Raw genomic sequence first — 19,516 nt, 5'->3', positions numbered from 1 at the left:
CGCTACTCCGCGCGCAGGCCGGAGGAGGCGAGGGCGAAGTCGACGTCGATGCGGATCGCGACGCGCAAGGGGTTGGGCCGCGGCGTGCGGTAGCGCCGGGAGTAGAGCTCGACAGCGTGCTGCACCGCGTCCGGCTCCTCCTCGATCGTCGCCGGGCCGCCGAGGCTCAGCCACCGGATGCCGTCGACCTGGCTCACGGTCGCGGTACCGCCCCGGCGCACGTTGAGCACCTTCTGGCTCTCGCGCGAGGTGATGACGCGGACGACGCCGTCCTCGTAGGTGAAGCCCACCGCGACCACGTGCAGGCGGCCCTGGCGGCCGAAGGTGGAGAGGGTGGCCAGGTGGCGCTCGGTGACGAAGGTGAGGCCGTCGGCGCTCAGGATGCTCATCCCGCGAGCGTAGCCGGAGGCGCCGACGCGCTCCTGACGGCGGACCATCGGTCAGGCCTCGAGGATCAGCGCCTCGCCCTGGCCTCCTCCGCCGCAGAGCGCGGCGACGCCCAGCCCGCCGCCCCGGCGCCGGAGGGCCAGCGCCAGGTGCAGGGCCAGCCGTGCTCCCGAGGCGCCGACCGGGTGGCCGAGCGCGATCGCCCCGCCGTCGAGGTTGACCGCTTCGGGCTGGACGCCGAGGTCGTCCGCCGACTGAAGGACCACGGAGGCGAACGCCTCGTTGATCTCGATCAGGCCGAGGTCGGACACCGCCGCACCGCGGCGGCCGAGCGCCCGGAGGATCGCTGCCGACGGCTGCGAGTGCAGGGAGTTGTCCGGACCGGCGACCTGCCCGTGCTCGGCGACGGTCGCGAGCCAGGGCAGTCCCCGGTCGCGGGCCCAGCCGCGGGACACGACGACCAGTGCGGCGGCGCCGTCGGTGATCGGGGAGGAGCTGCCCGCCGTGATCGTGCCCTCGGGCGAGAACGCCGGGGCCAGCCGGGCGAGCGTCTCGACCGTGCTGTCCTCCCGGATCCCGTCGTCGGCGGACACGACGAGGTCCGGCCCGCGCCGCTGCGGCACCGCGACCGGCACGATCTCCTCGGCGAGCACGCCGGTCGACCGGGCCTCGGCGGCACGCTGGTGCGAGAGCGCGGCGAAGGCGTCCTGGCGCTCCCGGCGGATGCCCCGGGCGGCATTGCCGTCGTCGGTCACCCTCCCCATCAGGCGGCGGTCGAACGGATCGAGCAGGCCGTCGTGGAGGAGTGCGTCCTCGAGCGGACGCGCACCGACCCCCAGGCCGGAGCGGGACCCGAGCAGGAGGTGCGGCGCGTTGGTCATCGACTCCTGCCCGCCGGCGACGACCACCTGCGCCTCGCCGAGCCGGATCATCCGCGCCGCGTCGATCACCGCGGTGAGACCCGACAGGCAGAGCTTGTTGATCGTGACCGCCGGGACGTCCCAGCCCAGGCCCGCGAGGACCGCGGCCTGCCGGGCGGGGCCCTGGCCGGCTCCGGCCTGGATCACCTGGCCGAGCACGACCGCGTCGACATCGGCCGCGGAGGCGCCCGAGCGCTCGAGCGCCCCTCGGATCGCGGCGGCGCCGAGCTCGACGCCCGAGAGCGGCGCGAAGGCTCCGGAGAAGCGGGCGAACGGGGTGCGGGCGCCCCCCAGGATCACGGGGGTGGTGTCGTCAGTGGACACGGGGACTCCTTCTCGGCGGTGAGAGCGGGGGAAGCGGTGGGGGAGACGGATGCCGGGAGCGGGCCCGGCTCACGGAACGAGGAGGATCTTCCCGCGGACGTGGCCGTCCTCGCTGAGCCGGTGCGCCTCGGCGGCCTGCTCGAGCGGGAGGCGCGGACCGGTCGCGACCGCGAAGCGCCCCTCGCTCGCCAGCCGGGCCGCCAGGGGCACGCCCTCGCGGCGGAGGTGCTGCTCCTCCTCGGTCAGCGGCACGGGACTGCCGCCGCTCCAGGCCCGGATGCCCAGCTCGGCCGCTCGCGGGCCGGCCACCACCGTGCCGACGTGCTGAGGATCCGCGACCAGCGCGAGCGAGGCGGTGAGCGCTTCGTCCGTCCCGGCCGCGTCGAGCACGCGGTCGACGCCCTCGGGCGCCGCGGCGCGCAGCCGCTCGAGAAGTCCGGGCCCGTAGGCGACCGGCACCGCTCCGAGCGCGCGCAGCGCCTCGTGGTTCGCCGGGCTCGCCGTGGCGACGACCCGGGCTCCGCGGTCGACGGCGAACTGGATCGCCGCCCGACCGACCGATCCGGCGCCCGCGTGGACGACGAACGTCGATCCCTCCGCGACGCCGAGCGAGACGACCGCCTGGTAGGCGGTGGAGACCGGGATGCCGAGCGCCGCGGCCTCCTCGAAGCCGAGCCCGTCGGGGAGCGGATCGAGGGAGTCGGGGGAGACCGCGACGGCGGTCGCGTAGGTGCCGGTCGCGCCGCTGACGATCACCCGGTCGCCGACGCTCCATCCCGTCACGCCCGGTCCGACGGCGGAGACCACTCCGGAGCCGTCCGACCCGAGCCTCCGCGGGCCGTCGAACGGCGGACTCGGACGGAGGCCGGAGCGCACCTTCCACTCGATCGGGTTCACGCCCGCCGCGCGGACGGCGACCACCACGGTGTCGGGTCGCGCCTCGGGCTCCGGCGCCTCGACGGTCTCGAGCACCTCGGGCCCGCCGATCCGCTCGTACTGCACGATCCTCGCCATGTCGTCCTCCTCCTCGCGGGCCACCGCCCGCTCCGGTCGCCTCAGTCCAGCAGACTCTCGCGCACCTGGCGGCGCAGCACCTTGCCGATCAGCGAGGTCGGCAGCTCGTCCACCGGGACGATCCGCTTGGGCACCTTGTAGGGCGTGAGGTGCAGCCGGCAGAAGTCGCGCAGCGCCTCCGGGTCCACGGCCGTCCCGGCGCGCAGGACCACGGCCGCGGCGACGCTCTCGCCGCCGTCCTCGCGGGGGAGCCCGACGACGGCCGCGCGCGTCACGTCGGGGTGCGACTCCAGCACCCCCTCGACCTCGGAGGGGGAGACGTTGAAGCCGCCGGTGATGATGAGCTCCTTGGCGCGGTCGACGATCGTCACGAAGCCGTCGGCCGAGACGGTCGCGATGTCGCCGGTGCGCAGCCAGCCGCCGGGCAGGAGGGCCTCGGCCGTCTCCTCCGGCCGCTTCCAGTACCCCTGGAACACCTGCGGCCCCCGGATGAGCAGCTCGCCGGACTCGCCCGGGCCGCGGTCGACCGACGGATCGGAGGGGTCGACGAGGCGGATCGTCGTGCTGGGGAACGGCACGCCCACCGTGCCGGGCCGGCGGGTCGGGCCCACCGGGTTGCCGAGGGCGACCGGCGAGCTCTCGGTCATGCCGTAGCCCTCGACCAGGAGGCCCCGGCTCGCGCGCTCCCAGCGGTCCACGGTCGCGACCGGCAGGCTCATCGCTCCCGAGATCGCGAAGCGGATGCCGCGCAGGTCGAGCTCGTGGCGCTCGGAGGCGCGGGCGAGCGCGTCGTACACGGGCGGCACCGCGGGGAGGAAGGTGGGCGGCGACGTCTTCGCGGCCGCCTTCACGAGGCCGACGTCGAAGGTCGGGAACAGCACGACCTTCGCGCCGATGCTGATCGCGAAGGTCAGGCACAGCGTCAGCCCGTAGGCGTGGAACAGGGGGAGCACCGCGTAGAACGTCTCGTCGCCCTCGCGCAGGCCCGGCACCCAGGCGCGGCCCTGCAGGGCGTTCGCGCGGAGGTTGGCGTGGGAGAGGATCGCGCCCTTGGGCGTCCCGGTGGTGCCGCTCGTGTACTGCAGCAGGGCCGTGTCGCCGAGGACCGGGCGGGGGTGCGAGCGAGCGAGGCGGCGGTTCTTCAGAAGCGACGCGAAAGCGATCAGGGATCGGCTTCGGGGAGTCGCGGTCAGCTTCTCGCGCGACCGGCGCACCGACGGCAGGGGGAGTCGCAGCGCCAGGCGCTTGCCGAGCGGGAAGGAGCGGGTGAGATCGACGGAGACGACGCGCTCGATGCCCAGGTCGGCGGGCATGGTCGCGACGACGTCGGCGATCTTGTCCCAGACGACCGCGAACCGGGCGCCGTGGTCCTCGAACTGCCGCCGCAGCTCGCGCGGCGTGTAGAGCGGGTTGTGCTCGACCACGATCGCTCCGAGGCGGAGAGCGGCGTAGAACGCCACGACGTGCTCCGGGCAGTTCGGGAGCACCAGCGCCACGCGGTCGCCGGCGCGCACGCCCAGGCGCCGCAGGCCCTCCGCCGCACGCGCGACCTGCTCGCCCAGCTCGGCGTAGCTGGTCTCGGCGCCGAAGAACTCGAGCGCGATGCCGCGGCGGTACCGCGCGACCGAGTCCTCGAGCAAGTCGACGAGGGTCTGGGTGGGAGGGTCGATCTCGGCGGGCACGCCCTCCGCGTAGGAGGTCAGCCACGGCTTCGTCGCCAGGTTCGAGGATCCGGAGGTCACGGGCCGAGTATCGGGCACCCGCCTCCGCACTTCCTCCGAGGCGCGCGGAGGGGGTGCCGTACCGGCGGCGGGCGCGGCAGGCTGGCGGCATGAGCGCAGCCATCGACCTCCTCCGCGACGCCTTCGGCCGGGTGCACGAGAACGTGCACGCCGTCCTCGACGACAGCACTCCCGATCAGCTCGCGTTCCGCGCGGACGCCCGCTCGAACTCGCCCGCCTGGCTCGTCTGGCACCTGGTGCGGGTCCAGGACGACCACCTCGCCCCGCTCGCAGGCCACGAGCAGGTGTGGACGGCCGACGGCTTCCACCGCAGGTCCGGCCTGCCCTTCGGGCCCGACGAGACCGGGTACGGGCAGGAGCCGGCCGAGGTGGCGGCGCTCGCCGCGGTGCCGGCCGCGCTGCTCGCGGAGTACGCCGACGCCGTGCACCGGCGGACGCTCGCCCTGCTCGACACGCTCGGCGACGAGGACCTCGAGCGCGTCGTCGACGAGCAGTGGGATCCGCCGGTGACCCTCGGGGTACGGCTGGTGTCGGTGATCGACGACGACACGCAGCACGTCGGCCAGGCCGCGTACGCGAAGGGTCTCGCCGAGCGCTCGGCCCGCTGAGCCCGGCCTCTACGCTGGCGGGATGCGCGCGATCCGGACCCTGCCCGCGAGCGCGGTCCTCGCCCTCGCGACCGCGCTGACCCTCGTCGGCTCCTGGATCCCCTCCTACTGGAACGACGAGGCCGCGACCCTCCGCCTGGCGCGGCTCCCGGTGGGGGAGCTCCTCGCCTTCGTGCAGGAGAAGGACGCGGTGCACCTGGTCTACGGCCTGCTGATGCACGGCTGGATCGCCCTCGCCGGGGAGTCGGAGCTCGCGGTCCGCGCGCCGTCCGCCCTCGCGACGGGAGCGGCGGCGGCGGGCGTCGCCCTCCTGCTGCGCGCCGTCGACCGGCCCCGGGCGGCGCTCCTCGCCGCCGCGGTGCTCGTGCTGCTGCCGCGGTCGTCGTTCTCGGGCACCGAGGCCCGCTCCTCCGCTCTGGCCACCGCGCTCGTGGTGGGAGCGGCGGTGCTCGTCGTGCGGGCGGCCCGCTCCGGAGGCGCCCTGCGCTGGGTCGCGTTCGCGGCCGTCGCGGGCCTCGCGAACGCCGTGTTCCTCTACTCCGTCCTGGTGCTGCCGGCCTTCGTCGCCCTCGCCGCGGCCGCAGCGCCCCGGGGTGCCGTGCGGGCTCTCGCGCCGAGCGCCCTCGCGGCGCTGGGCGCCGTGCCGGTGCTGTTCCTCGCCGCCGGGCAGAGCGGCCAGGTCGGCTGGCTCCGCTCGCAGCCCGTGACCGCGTTCACCGTCCTGGTCGAGCCGTTCTTCGGCTCCGCGTGGTGGCTGGCCGGGATCGCCGTCGTCCTCCTCGCGGTCGCCGCGGCCCGGGGCGGCCTGCGCGGGCCGCTCCTGCCGGCCCTCCTGCTCTGGATCGTGCTCCCGACGGCGGTGCTCGTGCTCGGGACCCTCCTCGTCGAGCCGATGTTCACCCCGCGCTACCTCGCGTCGAGCACGCCCGCCCTCGCGGTCCTCCTCGGCCTCGCGCTCGACTCGTTCAGCGCCCGGACGGGTGTCGCCCTCCTCGCCCTGATCGCCGCGGCCGCCCTGCCGGTCCTGGTGCAGATGCGCACGGTCACGGGGAAGCCCGCCGGGCAGGACCTCCGCGGCCTGGCCGCCGCCGTCGAGGAGCGGGCCCGTCCGGGCGACGCCGTCCTCCTCGGCTCCTCCGGGACCGTCTCGCTCCGGCCGCGCCTGGCACTCGCCGCCTACCCGCGGGCGTTCACGGGCGTGGACGACCTCGCCCTCGCCGCCTCGTACGGGACGACGGGCACGTACTCCGACGTCCTCCTGGAGGGCGAGGCCCTGCGCGCGGCGCTCGCCGGCGAGGACCGGGTCTGGCAGGCGCTGCCCCAGGGCGAGGCGGACGCGGTGCTCGCGGACGCGGGCTTCGTCGCGCGCGAGCGGATCCCGGTGCCGACGACGGTGCTGACGCTGTGGGAGCGCCCGGAGGGCCGCTGATACGGAACGACCGGGGCATCGCCGCACCCGAGTGCCGGAGCCCCGGAGTGCCCGGAGCCCCGCCGACGGGGAGCCGCTACCCTTGTCCCCGGCGCCGTCGCAGAGCGGTGGCGTCCGCGGAGCGAGGACCGCGCCACCGAGAGGACCCGAACGTGACGTTGCCCGAGACCACCACCACCGCCATCGCGAAGCGGAAGGGGCGCGACGTCGCCCCCGAGATCGCGCGCTCCTGGCTGCTGGTGAACGCCACCCGCACCGAGACGTTCGACGCCGCGCACGCGTCCCGCGCCGACCAGATCGTCCTCGACATCGAGGACGCGGTCGACCCCAAGGCGAAGCCCGACGCGCGGAGCGACGTCGCCGAGTGGCTGACCGGCGAGAAGCGCGCCTGGGTCCGCATCAACGACCACTCCACCCCGTTCTGGTCCGACGACGTCGACGCGCTGAAGGGCCTGCCCGGCCTCGCCGGCGTCATGCTCGCCAAGACCGAGGCCGCCGAGCACGTCACCGAGACCTTCGACCGCCTCGGCGGCTCCACTCCGGTGCTCGCCCTGGTCGAGTCCGCCCTCGGCATCGAGGAGGCGGTCTCGATCGCCCGCGCCCGCGGCACCTTCCGACTCGCGTTCGGCAGCGGCGACTACCGCCGCGACACCGGCACCAGCGCCGACGACCTCGCGATGGCCTACCCGCGCTCGCGCCTGGTCGTCGCCTCGCGCATCGGCGACCTGCCCGGCCCGATCGACGGACCGACCGTCTCGAACAGCCACCCCGTGCTGCGCGAGCAGTCCGCGCTCACGGTCTCGCTCGGCCTCACCGGGAAGCTCTGCCTCGACACCGAGCAGCTCGCCGTGATCAACGAGGTCATCAGCCCGACGCCGTCCGACGTCGCCTGGGCCCGCGACTTCCTCGACGACTTCGAGGCCCGCGGCCGCGTCATCCGCGACGGCAGCGACCTGCCCCGGCTGGGCCGCGCCAAGAAGATCGACAAGCTGGCCACGGCGTTCGGCGTCAACCCGCTGTGATCCGTCGCGGTGAGGGCGCCTCCGCGGCACACTGAGGGAGCCGCGGAGACCCCTCCGCGCAGGACGGAGACTCCGATGGGCGCGGTCAGCACCTTCCTCTGGTTCGACGACGGGGCGGGGGAGGCGGCGCGCTTCTACACGGAGCTGGTGCCGAACTCGCGGATCACCGGGAGCCAGGTGCTGCCCGAGGGCTCCCCGTCGCCCGGCGACGTGCTGTCGGTGACCTTCGAGCTCGACGGGCAGCGGTTCCAGGCGATCAACGCCGGGCCGCGGTTCCCGTTCACCGAGGCCGTCTCGATCGTCGTGACCGTCGGCAGCCAGTCCGAGCTCGACCGGCTCTGGGACGCCCTGATCGCGGACGGCGGCGAGGAGAGCCGGTGCGGCTGGCTCCGCGACCGCTGGGGGCTGTCCTGGCAGATCGTGCCGGAGGTCCTCCCGCGCCTGCTCGGCGGCGCCGACCCCGAGGGGGCCGCGCGCGCTCTGCAGGCGATGCTCGCGATGGGCCGCCTCGAGATCGCGGAGCTGGAGAGGGCCTATGCCGGCGCGTGACTCCGCCCGCCCGCGCCGCTCAACCTCGCTGCGGCGCGCGTACCTCCGCGACTACCGCTACGCCTACGGCTCGCGATTCGTGCACCTGCGGGAGGGCTGGGACGTGTCGCGGTACGCGTCCGGCGACGACGCTCCGGTGCTGCTCATCCCCGGGATCTACGAGACGTGGCAGTTCCTGCGGCCCATCGCCGAGAGGCTGCACGCGGCGGGCCATCCGATCCACGTGCTGCCCGCGCTCGGCTACAACACGCGGCCGATCGTCGCGTCGGCCGGGCTCGGCCAGGACTACCTGCGCGAGCACGATCTGCGCGGAGTCGTCGTCGTCGCACACAGCAAGGGCGGACTGATCGGCAAGCACATGATGGTCGTCGACGACCGCGAGGACGGGCGCATCGAGCGGATGATCGCCGTGTCGACCCCGTTCAACGGCTCGTCGCTCGCTCGGATCGCGCCGGCGCGGGCGCTCCGGGAGTTTGCGCCGCACCGCCCGCTCATCCGCACCCTGCTGGCCGAGCGCGAGGCCGACGCGCGCATCACGTCGATCTACGGCATGCGCGACCAGTACATCCCGGGAGGGAGCCGCCTCTCCGGCGCGCGCGAGAACATCGCGGTCTCCGTGGTCGGCCACTTCGCGCTGCTCTCGAGCCCGAAGGTGCTCGACCTCATCGAGGCGCGGGTCTGAGCCCCCTTCCGATCCGCTGGGCTCGCCGCCCGCGTGCGGCGCCTGTCGTGCGGCGCGACCTGGAACGAGCCCCGGCCGGTTCAGCGAGGGCCCGAGCCGCCCGTCGCGCTCAGGACCAGGGCGTCAGCAGCACGAGCGGGATCTGCCGATCCGTCTTCGTCTGGTACTCGGCGTAGTCCGGCCACGCGGCGACAGCGCGCTCCCACCAGGCGGCACGCAGGTCGCCCTCGAGCACGCTCGCGGTGTAGTCCTTCTTCACCGGCCCGTCCTGCAGCTCGACGTGCGGCTCCTTCAGCATGTTGCCGTACCAGACGGGGTGCTCCGGCGCCCCGCCCTTGGACGCGACGACCACGTACTCGCCCTCGTGCTCGACGCGCATCAGCGCGGTCTTGCGGAGCTTCCCGCTCTTCGAGCCGACGGTGGTCAGGACGATGATGGGGCGGCCGCGGAGGAGGTCGCCCTCGGCTCCGCCGGTCCGCTCGTAGAGCTCCGCCTGCTCGCGGGCCCACTCGGACGTGCTGGGTTCGTACTCTCCGGTCAGCGGCATGACTCCGATCGTACGGCCGCGGCGGCCCCGGTGGCCGACCCGCGTGCAGGAGGATGGAGCGGTGTTCTCCGCAGACCCGTTCGACCGAGCCCGCATCACCCTCCTGCGCGACGACCTGATCCGCGCCCGCTACGGCGTGGACGCCGTGCGGGGGCTCTGGGGCGACGAAGCGGCCGAGGCGCTGCACCGCGGCGACCGGGTCCCCGCCCGCCGGGCCCTCGAGCGCAGCGGCGACCACGACGCGCTGGCCACCCTCGCCCGCCTGTTCCTCCTGGCCGATCCCGTCTCGGCCGACGACGCGGAGGATGCGTTCGGCGCTCTCGCGCTGGAGGGGGCGGTGGAGCTCGGTCTGGTGCGCGTCGAGGCCGGAGCCGTCGTCACCGCGGCACTCGACCTGCGGCCCTACGACGTGGTCGACCAGCGCGGCGCGGCCTCGTGGTGGATCGCCTCCGATCTCGGGGAGCTCGCCCTCGGCCGCGCGCTCGACGAGGACCACGTGCTCGGCGTCGGCGGCGCGAGTCTCACGCTGACCGGGCTGATGATCCAGCGGCCCGTCGGCCGCGTGCTCGATCTGGGGACCGGCTGCGGGATCCAGGCGCTGCACGCCTCCCGCCACGCCGAGCAGGTGGTCGCCACCGACATCTCCGAGCGGGCGCTGGCGCTCGCCTCCTTCACCGCCGCGCTGAACGGGATCGAGAACATCGAATTCCGCCTCGGCAGCCTCTACGAGCCGGTCGCGGGGGAGCGCTTCGACCACATCGTCACGAACCCGCCGTTCGTCATCACACCGCGAGCCGAGGGCGTCCCCTCCTACGAGTACCGCGACGGCGGGCTCGAGGGCGACGAGATCGTGCGCCGCGTGATCCTCGGAGCGGCCGAGCACCTGGTCCCCGGCGGTGTCGCGCAGCTCCTGGGGAACTGGGAGTACCGGGAGGGCGCGGACGCCTTCGACCGGATCGCGGACTGGCTCGCCGACGCCCGCAGCCCGCTGGAGCAGGCGCTCGAGGCGGGGCCCGAGGGGCTCGACGCCTGGATGGGCGGGACCGCCTCTCCGCTGGACGTCTGGGTCGTGGAGCGCGAGCGTCAGGACCCGGCGGTCTACGCCGAGACCTGGATCCGCGACGGCGGCACGACCCGCGGCCCCGCGTTCGACGCGCTGGTCGACGCCTGGCTGACCGACTTCGAGCGGCGCGGAGTGACCGGCGTCGGCTTCGGCTACGTCACGCTCCGCCTGCCCGAGCAGCCCCGGCCCCCGATCCGCCGCCTCGAGCGCATCACGACGCCGGTGGCGACCGCGGGACTGGGCGGCCACCTCGCCGCCTGCCTGGACGCGGCCGAGGCCCTCGCCTCGCTCGACGACCGCGCTCTGGCCGGCCTCGCCCTGGTGGTCGCGGGAGACGTCACGGAGGAGCGGCACTACTGGCCGGGCAACGACGATCCGACGGTGCTGCGGCTGCGCCAGGGCGGGGGCTTCGCCCGGGTCGAGGAGGTCGACACGGCGCTCGCCGCCGTGGTCGGCGCCTGCGACGGCGAGCTCTCGGTGGCGGCGATCGCGGCGGCGGTCGCCTCGCTCCTCCAGGTCGAGGAGGAGGCGGTGTCCGACTCGGTGCTGCCGCGGGTGCGCGAGCTGGTCGCGACAGGTCTGCTGCGGCTGCCCTAGGGGCGCGGAGGAGCGTGCGGCTAGAAGAGGGTCGCCGAGTCCTCGACGGCGGGCGCAGCGGCTGCGGCGGGCTCGGCGGCGGCGGTCGGCCATCCGGGCCCGGCGTCGACGGCCTGCCGGCGCTGGTAGGCGGTCGCGGCGCTCCGGGCGCGGACGTCGGCGGCCTCGTTCATGCGGTGGTTGGCGTGCCCCTTCACCCACTCGAAGGTGACGGCCCGGCCCTGCAGCTCCTCGTCGAGCGCCTTGATGATCTCGACGTTCATCACCGGCTTGCCGTCGGCCTTGCGCCAGCCCTTCCGCTTCCAGCCCGGCAGCCACTCGGTGCAGGCCTTGATGGCGTACTGGCTGTCGCAGAGGATGTGCAGCGGCTCCTCCTCCTGCGCGGTCGCGCGCAGCAGCTCGAGTACCGCGGTGAGCTCGCCGATGTTGTTCGTGCCGTGCGACCAGCCGCCCGCGGCCCAGCGCTCGTCGTCGACGTACCAGGCCCAGCCGGCGGGGCCGGGGTTGCCCAAAGCGGACCCGTCTGCGGCGGCGATGATGCTCACGTGCGTCTCTCCTCGTGCTCTCGGTGCTCGCGCCGGTGCGGCGCCCTCCGAGGGTAGTCGGCGCGCGGGGCGGTCCGCGGCGCGCGGCGCGGCGTCAGGCGGAGGAGGAGCGGCGCGCGATCGTCACGCGCGTCGAGTACGGCATCGCGACGGTCCCGCTCTCGCCGAACTCCTCGTCCAGCACGGCGTCGACCGCCGCGAGGACCGCGGCGCGCTCCTCCTCGGGCATCGCGATGACGTAGCTGCGGGAGGCGAACATGTCGCGCACCCCGGCTCGGTCCAGCTCGAAGGACCACTCGAAGGCCGCGAACGCCACCCGTTCCAGAGCGGAGCCGAGCGGCGGGCGGAGCGTCTCGAAGCGCTCGGCGGTGGAGGCTCCGGCGACCTCGCCCAGCCGGCGCACCCAGGGGACGGACTCGTCGCGGATGTTCCACACCAGCGCGAGCACGCCCTCCGGCACCAGGACCCGGGCGACCTCGGCTCCCGCGCGCTCGGCGTCGACCCAGTGCCACGACTGCGCGGCGGTGACGAGCTCCGCGGAGGCGTCCGCGACCGGGATCGCCTCGGCCGTCCCCTCCTCGGGGCGGACCCCCGGCAGGTTCGAGGCGAGCCGCGCGAGCATCTCCGCGTCCGGCTCGACCGCGGTGACGTCGAGGCCGCGGGACGCGAGCGAGGCGGTGAACTTCCCCGTTCCCGCGCCGAGGTCCACGGCGCGCAGGCGGTCGGAGGCGTCGGCTCCCGCCTCACGGGCCCGCTCCGGGACGAAGGCGCCCGCCACCCGAGCGGGGGCGCGCCCCACGATCCAGTCGACGGCGTCGTCCGGGTACCCGGGGCGCCCGCGGTCGTAGGCGTCGACCGCGCTGCCGAAGGAGCGTCCGAGTCCGCTCATCGCGCGTCCGCCGCTCGGGCGAGCGCGTCCACCGCGTAGCCGTAGCCGGCGATGCCCGCGCCGACGATCACGGCGACAGCGATGTCCGAGAGGTAGGAGTGCTGCCGGAACGGCTCGCGCCGGTGCACGTTGCTCACGTGCACCTCGACCATCGGCAGCTCGGTCGCGAGGACGGCGTCCCGGATCGCGATCGACGTGTGCGTGTACGCCCCGGCGTTGAGGACCACTCCCGAGACGGTGCCGCGGGCGGCGTGCAGCCGGTCGATGATCGCGCCCTCCGAGCTGCTCTGGAAGGTCTCGACGGTGAAGCCGTGCCGCTCGGCCGCCTCCGCCGCGAGTGCCTCGGCGTCGGCGAGGGTGTCCGAGCCGTACAGCTCGGGCTCGCGGGTGCCGAGCAGGTTCAGGTTCGGGCCGTTGAGGACGAGGATCGGCAGCTTCACGCTCCGACCCTAGCGTCGGCCGTCCCCGCGAGCGGGAGCGGCGGCAGCGCCGCGCGCAGGAGGATCAGCTCGCGCGCGTGGGCGTCCAGACGCCGGTCCTCCTCGGTCCGCAGTTCGAGTGGCGGGACCGGCTCAGCCGCCCCGTCGGCGCCCCGCACCACGAAGACGCTCCGGCACTGCGTGGTCAGCTCCAGCTCACCGGTCCGCGGGTCGCCGGAGCGCACGTGCACCGCCAGGTGCATGCTCCGGGCGCTCGTGTGGATGAGGCGCGCCTCCACCTCGACCAGGTGCCCGATGCGCACCGGACGGTAGAAGTGGATCCCGCCGGAGTAGACGGCCACCGCGTCGCGACCGGTCCAGCGCTGCGCGACCGCGTCGGCCGCCTCGTCGATCCAGCGCATCACGATCCCGCCGTGGGCGTTGCCGCCCCAGTTCACGTCGCCCGGTGCCGCGAGGAAGCGGAAAACGATCCGAGGACCGGTGCCCTCCTCGGTGTACTCCTGGGCGCGCATCACGTCGTGCAGCCGCCGGCGGCCCTCGATGCGCGCGGCGGCGCCCTCGGCGAGGGACAGGTCCTCGATCGAGCGGGGCCGCCACTCGGGGACCGACCTCGGCCTCTTCTCGTCGTCGACGGCGACGAACACGAGGAGGCAGTGCGTGGCGTCCTCGTAGACGCCGGTCCGCGGATCCGCCTGCGCGACCTGCACCAGCACGTGCATGCTCGTGCGGCCGGTGTGGATGACGCGGGCGGTCGCCTCGATCAGGTTGCCGACCGAGATGGGCCGGGTGAAGTGGACGTTGCCGACGTACGCCGTCACGCAGTAGCCGCCGCTCCAGCCCACGGCGCAGGCGTAGCCGGCCTTGTCGATCCACTCGAGGACGCGGCCTGCCTGGGCGCTGCGGCCGTCGGCGGTGGCGTCCTGCGGAGCGGCGAGGAAGCGGAGCGTGATGCGGTCGGTCATGGTGCCCGTCGTCGTGGGAGCGGAGGGGGGAGTGGACCCGCGGGGGGTGCGAGGAAAGGGGGATGATCCGCCCGCGGGCCACAGGGGTGTCCGGCCGGAGCCGGCCCGGTTCGGGGGATCAGGCCGCCAGCGGCAGCTTCTCGGCGAGGAGCCGGAGCCGCAGGGCCTGGAGCTCGGCGGTCAGCTCGGGCGGGAGCCGGTCGCCGAACCGCGCGAAGAACTGCTCGGTGAGCGCGCACTCCTCCAGCCACGCCTCGACCGGGACGGAGAACAGCTCCTCCTTCTGGTCCGCGGTGAGCAGGAGCCCGTGCGTGTTGATCGCGAGCGGGAGGTCGCCCAGGGGGCTGCGCCGAGCCTCCGCGAGCCCCTCCAGCCGACGGACGAGCCACTGCAGCACCCGCGCGTTCTCGCCGAAGCCGGGCCAGAGGAACTCGCCGTCCGCGTCCTTCCGGAACCAGTTGACCTGGAACACGGCCGGCGCCGCATCGCCGAGCTCGGCGCCGATCGCGAGCCAGTGCGCGAAGTAGTCGGCCATGTTGTAGCCGCAGAAGGGGAGCATCGCGAACGGGTCGCGGCGCAGCTCGCCGACCGTGCCCTCCGCGGCGGCGGTCTTCTCGGAGGCGACGGTCGCTCCCAGGAAGACGCCGTGCTGCCAGGAGGTGGCCTGCGTGACCAGCGGGACGTTGCTCGCCCGTCGGCCCCCGAAGACGATCGCGTCCAGGGGCACGCCCTCGTGGGCGTCCCAGTCGGCGGAGAGCGACGGGCACTGCACGGCCGGAGCGGTGAAGCGGGAGTTGGGGTGCGCGGCGGGCGTGCCGGACGCCGGCGTCCACGGCTGCCCGCGCCAGTCGGTCAGCCGCTCCGGGACCTCGTCGGTCAGGCCCTCCCACCACACGTCGCCGTCCTCGCGGAGCGCGACGTTGGTGAAGATCGTGTTGCCCCAGAGCGTCTGCACGGCGTTCGGGTTCGAGCTCCCCCCGGTGCCGGGAGCGACGCCGAAGAATCCCGTCTCCGGGTTCATCGCCCACAGGCGTCCGTCCGTCCCGCGGCGCATCCAGGTGATGTCGTCGCCCAGCGTCTCGACCCGCCAGCCGGGGATCGCGGGCTGCATCATCGCGAGGTTGGTCTTGCCGCACGCGCTCGGGAAGGCGGCGGCGACGTGGTAGCGCCGGCCCTCGGGCGAGACGATGCGGATGAGCAGCATGTGCTCGGCGAGCCAGCCCTCCTCGCGCCCCATCGCCGAGGCGATGCGCAGGGCGAAGCACTTCTTCGCCAGCAGGGCGTTGCCGCCGTAGCCGGAGCCGTACGAGACGATCTCGCGCGTCTCGGGGAACTGGGTGATGTACTTCACCGGGCTGCACGGCCAGGCGACGTCCTCGCGCGTGACGCCGTCGGCGTCGCGGAGGGGCAGCCCGACGGTGTGCACGCCGCGGACGAACGGGGTCTCCTCGGTGAAGGCGGCGAGCGGCTCGGAGCCCACGCGCGCCATGATCCGCAGGTTCAGCACCGCGTAGGCCGAGTCGGTGACCTGGACGCCCAGCTGCGAGAGCGGGCCGCCGACGGGCCCCATCGAGAACGGGACGACGTACATGGTCCGTCCGCGCATCGCGCCGTCGAGGAGGGGAGCGAGCTCGGCCCTCATCGCGCCGGGCTCGCGCCAGTTGTTGGTCGGTCCCGCGTCGGCCTCGTCGGTCGTGCAGATGAAGGTGCGGTCCTCGACCCGGGCGACGTCGTCCGGGTCGGTGCGGGCCAGGAACGAGCCGGGCCGCCACTCCGGGTTGAGCGGGAGGAGCGTGCCGGAGGCGACGAGCCGCTCGGTCAGGCGGTACCACTCCGCGGGGGAGCCGTCGCTCCACTCGATCGCGTCGGGCTTCAGGATCGCGGCGGTCTCGCGCACCCAGCGGCGGAGGGCGAGGGGCGCCGGCGGCACGACGGGTGCCGGGACGGACGTCGGCGCGGTCAGGGTGCTCGGCTCGAGTCGGACGGTGTTGCTGTAGATGCTCATGCTGGCTCCGCTTTCGGTGGTCGTCGTCGACGGGGGTGGGGAGTCGCCGGCCGCAGCCGGGGAGAGTCCGGCCGGGCCGGGAGGGCGCTCGGTGGCGCCTGAAGCCAGGATGGAGGAGGATCAGGAGGTATTCCCGGCGCTCAGGCGTTCAAGAAACCACCTTTTTGCGCCACTGTCACAACCCATCGTTGGAGCTCGCCGTGACCGATCCCTCGACACCCGCCCCGGGCTCCGACGCCGTGCTGCTCGGGCAGCGCCTGCGCCACTTCCGCACCCGTCGCGGACTGACCCTCGGGCAGCTCGCCGAGCGCGTCGACGTGTCGGGGAGCCAGCTCTCGCTGATCGAGACGGGCCGTCGCGAGCCGCGCCTCTCCCTCCTGCAGCGCCTCGCGGCCGCGCTCGGCATCGAGCTCGCGGCGCTGCTCTCGGACGAGCCGCCGAGCGAGCGGGCCGCGCTCGAGATCGAGCTGGCGCGCGTGCAGAAGGGGTCGCTGTACCGCTCGCTCGGCCTGCCCGAGTTCAAGGTCAACAAGGGGCTGAGCACGCCCGTGCTGGAGGCGTTCCTCGGGGTCTACCGCGAGCTCGCCCGCCGCCGGAGCGAGGCGAGCGCAACGCCGGAGGAGGCGCGCCGGGCGAACACGGCCCAGCGGCTCCAGCTGCGCGAGCGCAGCTCCTACCTGCCCGAGATCGAGGAGGTGGCGGGCGAGATGCTCCGCACCGTCGGCCACCGCGGGGGAGCGCTGACCCACAGCTCCGTCTCGAAGATGGCCCGGCACCTCGGCTTCGAGATCATCCACGTCGGCGACCTGCCGCACTCCGCGCGCTCGGTGATCGACCTCGCCAACGGCAGGATCTACCTCCCGCCCGCGTCGATCCCCGGGGGCCACGGCCTGCGGGCGCTGGCGCTGCAGGCGATGGCGCACCGCCTCCTCGGGCACGAGCGGCCGGCGACCTACGCCGACTTCCTCCGGCAGCGCCTCGAGATCAACTACTTCGCCGCCGCGTGCCTGATGCCGCTGGAGCCGGCCGTCGCGTTCCTCCAGGAGGCGAAGCGCGAGCGGGACATCTCGGTGGAGGACTTCCGCGACGGCTTCGGCGTCACCCACGAGGCCGCCGCCCTGCGCTTCACGAACCTGCTCACCTCGCACCTCGACATCCGGATGCACTTCCTGCGGGTGCTGGGAGACGGGTCCATCCAGAAGGCCTACGAGAACGACGGGCTGCCGCTGCCGACCGATGTCACCGGGGCCGTCGAGGGCCAGGTCGTCTGCCGCTACTGGTCGGCGCGCTCCGCGTTCACCCGGACCAACCGCACGACGGAGTACTACCAGTACGTCGACACTTCGGCGGGCACCTTCTGGTCGGCGTCGCAGACCGGCACGACCGCCACGGAGGAGTTCTCGATCACGGTGGGCGTCCCGTTCGCCGAGGCCCGCTTCTTCCGCGGCCGCGACACCGACCGCCGTGAGCTCTCCCGCTGCCCCGACGAGTCCTGCTGCCGGCGCGCCCCGTCGGAGCTCGCCGCGCGCTGGGACGGCAACGCCTGGCCGAGCGCGCGCCTGCACGCGCACGTGCTCGCGCCGCTGCCGTCGGGCACCTTCCCCGGCATCGACGACGCCGAGGTCTACGAGTTCCTCGACGCGCACGCCCGCGAGTCCTGAACCGCTCTCGCCTCACCCTTCCCCTTCCGCGAGATGCCACTTCGGTACGCCCGCACCGGCGTGTCGCGTACCGAAGTGGCATCTCGCGGAGGGGGCTGTGGAGAACTTCTGCGAGGGCAGGGGCGGGTCGGACATCCTCGGGGCATGGACAGCGGGCAGGCCGGGGTGACGGCGTCGAGGGACGGCACGACCAGGCGCGGGCTGGCGGCCGAGCACCCGGTCGTCGTGTTCCGCGGGGCGCGCGCAGCGGTGGAGCCGCTCACGTTCGACGAGCGGATCCGTGCGTACGGCGCGATCATGCGCCCCGGCGAGTTCTTCTCGCACGGCACGGCCGCGCATCTGCTCGGCCTGCCCGGTCCGCGTCCCGGCGCGACGACGCCGCTCCACGTGTCCGTCGCGCCGCCTCAGCGTGCCGCGCGCCGGATCGGTGTCCGCTCGCACCACCTCTGGGACCCCGCGGTGACGGTGATCGACGCGGGCTACCCGGTCGCCGACCCGGCGTCCACGTTCTGCCACCTGTCCGACTTGCTCTCCCTCGATGACCTGGTCGTCCTCGGTGACGCGATCGTCGGGCGCGACGGGGAGGGGAGACGGCGCGGATGGCGCATCGACCCGGAGGCGCTGACCTCTCGTGCGGTCTCGTTCCGAGGCCGCGGCGGGCGGCGGGCCCGCGAGGCGGTGACCTGGGTGCGTGCCGGCGCGGAGTCCCCGATGGAGACGCTGCTGCGCCTCCTGCTCCTGCGGGCCGGACTTCCAGAACCGGAGCTGAACAGCGAGCTGTACGACGACGAGGGCCGGTTCGTCGCGCGGGTGGACCTCGTCTACCGGGACCGCCGGGTCGTGGTCGAGTACGACGGCGACCAGCACCGCACGGACCGCGACCAGTACGAGCGCGACATCCGGCGCATCGAGGCCATCGAGGCCCTCGGCTACCGGGTCGTCCGCGTGCGCTCTTCCGGCGTGCTCCTCGATCCCGAGGAGACCGTCGCCCGCGTGCGTCGGGCCCTGCTCGGCTGAGCCCCGCGAGATGCCACTTCGGTACGCCCGCGTCGGCGTGTCGCGTACCGAAGTGGCATCTCGCGGCGGGGGAGAGGGAGGGGAGCGCGGACGTCAGTCCGAGATGAGGGCGCGGGCCGTGCCCTCGTCGAGGATGAGGTCGGTGATCAGGCCCGCGGCGAGGGCGCCGCGGAGGCCGGGCAGCTTGGAGGCCCCCGAGACCACGCAGATCCGGCGCGACGCGCGGCGCACGGTGGAGAGGTCCGGACCGCTTGCACGTTCGTTCATGGGGATGTCGTCCCAGCTGCCGTCGGACCGGTAGAACACCGTCGCGACGTCGCCGACGACCCCGGAGCCACTGAGCGAGGTGAAGTCGCTCGGCTCCAGGTAGCCGCCGATGTAGACCTTCGAGGGGACCGCCGCGAACGGCGACCCGAGCCCGAACAGCGCCACGTCCATCCGCTGCTGCAGCTCCAGGACCCGGCGGGTGGAGCGCTCGCGCCACACGGCCTGCTTGGTGGTCGGGTCGTCGAAGAACGCCGGCACCGGGAACTGCTGGACCTTCGCGGCGTACGCGTCGCCGAAGCGGCGGAGGATCTCGCTCGAGTAGTTGATGCCCGTGGTCTCGGTGTTGCCGGCGCCGTTCAGCTGCACGATCTGCGTGTTGTGCGTCTCCTTGGCGATCAGGTGGCGGCTGATCGCGCTCATCGTGGAGCCCCAGGCGATGCCGACGATCATGTTCGAGTCGATGAACTGCCCGAGGATCCGCGCCGCGGACAGGGCGACCCGCTCCAGCCGGTCGATCTCGCTGGTGTGGTCCGGCACCGGCACGATGTGCGCCGTGATGTCGAAGTGGGACCGCACCTCGGCCGACAGGGCGCTGGCCCGGTCGAGGGGGGAGCGGATCTGGATGTCGACCAGGCCGGTCGCGCGGGCGTGGGAGAGCAGGCGCGAGACCGAGGAGCGCGACGTGTGCAGCTCGTGCGCGATCGCGTCCATCGTCAGATCCTGCATGTAGTACAGCTGGGCCGCACGCAGCGCGTCCCGCGTCTTGTCGGGATGGGTCGCGTGGGTCGTCTCGTCGAGTTCGACGACCGGTCTCACCGGGGTCATAGCGCTCCCTGCACGGATTTC

Annotated in this window: 19 protein-coding genes; 8 read left to right on the top strand and 11 right to left on the bottom strand. The window is 74.1% G+C overall.

Annotation, left to right across the window (positions count from 1 at the left end):
- Window positions 1-2: 2 nt before the first annotated feature.
- The 4 genes from GSU45_RS11550 to GSU45_RS11535 all read right to left on the bottom strand — a co-directional run bounded on the left by GSU45_RS11550 (window position 3) and on the right by GSU45_RS11535 (window position 4,387).
- The gene (locus tag GSU45_RS11550) at window positions 3-389 is read right to left on the bottom strand and encodes a TIGR03618 family F420-dependent PPOX class oxidoreductase (RefSeq protein ID WP_159915114.1); all 387 of its coding nucleotides are present in this window, start codon (window positions 387-389) and stop codon (window positions 3-5) included.
- A gap of 51 nt (window positions 390-440) precedes the next feature.
- Complete coding sequence (locus GSU45_RS11545; RefSeq protein WP_159915113.1) at window positions 441-1,631, bottom strand: acetyl-CoA C-acyltransferase; 1,191 nt, start codon at window positions 1,629-1,631, stop codon at window positions 441-443.
- 69 nt (window positions 1,632-1,700) lie between these two features.
- Window positions 1,701-2,645, bottom strand: coding sequence for an NADP-dependent oxidoreductase (locus GSU45_RS11540; RefSeq protein ID WP_159915111.1), 945 nt, complete (start codon window positions 2,643-2,645; stop codon window positions 1,701-1,703).
- 41 nt (window positions 2,646-2,686) lie between these two features.
- A complete protein-coding gene (locus GSU45_RS11535; RefSeq protein ID WP_159915109.1) occupies window positions 2,687-4,387 on the bottom strand; it encodes a long-chain-fatty-acid--CoA ligase in 1,701 nt (566 codons plus the stop codon).
- An 89-nt stretch (window positions 4,388-4,476) separates the two neighbouring features.
- On the opposite strand from GSU45_RS11535, the gene GSU45_RS11530 reads away from it, so the two are divergent.
- From GSU45_RS11530 to GSU45_RS11510, 5 genes are all read left to right on the top strand, one after another.
- Window positions 4,477-4,995, top strand: coding sequence for a DinB family protein (locus GSU45_RS11530; protein ID WP_159915107.1), 519 nt, complete (start codon window positions 4,477-4,479; stop codon window positions 4,993-4,995).
- A 22-nt stretch (window positions 4,996-5,017) separates the two neighbouring features.
- Window positions 5,018-6,424, top strand: coding sequence for a glycosyltransferase family 39 protein (locus GSU45_RS11525; RefSeq protein WP_159915105.1), 1,407 nt, complete (start codon window positions 5,018-5,020; stop codon window positions 6,422-6,424).
- A 158-nt stretch (window positions 6,425-6,582) separates the two neighbouring features.
- Window positions 6,583-7,446, top strand: coding sequence for a CoA ester lyase (locus GSU45_RS11520; RefSeq protein ID WP_208543545.1), 864 nt, complete (start codon window positions 6,583-6,585; stop codon window positions 7,444-7,446).
- 75 nt (window positions 7,447-7,521) lie between these two features.
- Window positions 7,522-7,995, top strand: coding sequence for a VOC family protein (locus tag GSU45_RS11515; RefSeq protein ID WP_159915103.1), 474 nt, complete (start codon window positions 7,522-7,524; stop codon window positions 7,993-7,995).
- A complete protein-coding gene (locus tag GSU45_RS11510) occupies window positions 7,982-8,677 on the top strand; it encodes an alpha/beta hydrolase (RefSeq protein ID WP_159915101.1) in 696 nt (231 codons plus the stop codon). The genes GSU45_RS11515 and GSU45_RS11510 overlap by 14 nt, the downstream gene beginning before the upstream one ends.
- A 109-nt stretch (window positions 8,678-8,786) precedes the next feature.
- Here GSU45_RS11510 and GSU45_RS11505 read toward each other — a convergent pair whose 3' ends face one another.
- Entirely contained in the window at window positions 8,787-9,224 is a 438-nt protein-coding gene (locus GSU45_RS11505) for a nitroreductase family deazaflavin-dependent oxidoreductase (RefSeq protein WP_159915099.1), read from the bottom strand.
- A 61-nt stretch (window positions 9,225-9,285) separates the two neighbouring features.
- Between GSU45_RS11505 and GSU45_RS11500 the strand changes: the two genes are divergently transcribed.
- Window positions 9,286-10,884, top strand: a complete 1,599-nt coding sequence (locus tag GSU45_RS11500) for a methyltransferase (RefSeq protein WP_244248107.1) — start codon at window positions 9,286-9,288, stop codon at window positions 10,882-10,884.
- 20 nt (window positions 10,885-10,904) lie between these two features.
- On the opposite strand, the gene GSU45_RS11495 is transcribed toward GSU45_RS11500, so the two are convergent.
- The 5 genes from GSU45_RS11495 to GSU45_RS11475 all read right to left on the bottom strand — a co-directional run bounded on the left by GSU45_RS11495 (window position 10,905) and on the right by GSU45_RS11475 (window position 15,725).
- On the bottom strand, window positions 10,905-11,429 hold the full coding sequence (locus GSU45_RS11495) for a ribonuclease H (protein WP_159915095.1): 525 nt from the start codon (window positions 11,427-11,429) through the stop codon (window positions 10,905-10,907).
- Between the two features lie 94 nt (window positions 11,430-11,523).
- Window positions 11,524-12,318, bottom strand: a complete 795-nt coding sequence (locus GSU45_RS11490) for a class I SAM-dependent methyltransferase (protein WP_159915093.1) — start codon at window positions 12,316-12,318, stop codon at window positions 11,524-11,526.
- The gene (aroQ, locus tag GSU45_RS11485) at window positions 12,315-12,758 is read right to left on the bottom strand and encodes a type II 3-dehydroquinate dehydratase (protein WP_159915091.1); all 444 of its coding nucleotides are present in this window, start codon (window positions 12,756-12,758) and stop codon (window positions 12,315-12,317) included. Before aroQ ends, GSU45_RS11490 begins: the two co-directional genes overlap by 4 nt.
- Window positions 12,755-13,720: a hotdog domain-containing protein gene (locus GSU45_RS11480; RefSeq protein ID WP_159915089.1), complete on the bottom strand. Its 966-nt coding sequence runs from the start codon at window positions 13,718-13,720 to the stop codon at window positions 12,755-12,757. Before GSU45_RS11480 ends, aroQ begins: the two co-directional genes overlap by 4 nt.
- A 118-nt stretch (window positions 13,721-13,838) precedes the next feature.
- A complete protein-coding gene (locus tag GSU45_RS11475; RefSeq protein ID WP_159915087.1) occupies window positions 13,839-15,725 on the bottom strand; it encodes a phosphoenolpyruvate carboxykinase (GTP) in 1,887 nt (628 codons plus the stop codon).
- A 200-nt stretch (window positions 15,726-15,925) separates the two neighbouring features.
- On the opposite strand from GSU45_RS11475, the gene GSU45_RS11470 reads away from it, so the two are divergent.
- Together GSU45_RS11470 and GSU45_RS11465 are read left to right on the top strand one after the other, a co-directional pair.
- Complete coding sequence (locus tag GSU45_RS11470; protein ID WP_159915085.1) at window positions 15,926-17,386, top strand: helix-turn-helix domain-containing protein; 1,461 nt, start codon at window positions 15,926-15,928, stop codon at window positions 17,384-17,386.
- A 144-nt stretch (window positions 17,387-17,530) separates the two neighbouring features.
- Window positions 17,531-18,403: a DUF559 domain-containing protein gene (locus GSU45_RS11465; RefSeq protein ID WP_159915083.1), complete on the top strand. Its 873-nt coding sequence runs from the start codon at window positions 17,531-17,533 to the stop codon at window positions 18,401-18,403.
- A 93-nt stretch (window positions 18,404-18,496) separates the two neighbouring features.
- On the opposite strand, the gene GSU45_RS11460 is transcribed toward GSU45_RS11465, so the two are convergent.
- On the bottom strand, window positions 18,497-19,495 hold the full coding sequence (locus GSU45_RS11460; RefSeq protein WP_104223198.1) for a sugar-binding domain-containing protein: 999 nt from the start codon (window positions 19,493-19,495) through the stop codon (window positions 18,497-18,499).
- Window positions 19,496-19,516 lie beyond the last annotated feature (21 nt).

The sequence above is a fragment of the Rathayibacter sp. VKM Ac-2801 genome (assembly GCF_009834245.1).
In the GTDB taxonomy this organism is placed as follows: Bacteria; Actinomycetota; Actinomycetes; order Actinomycetales; family Microbacteriaceae; genus Rathayibacter.
Note: the sequence above shows the minus strand (reverse complement) of the source record. Positions and strands in the feature narration are given on the sequence as shown.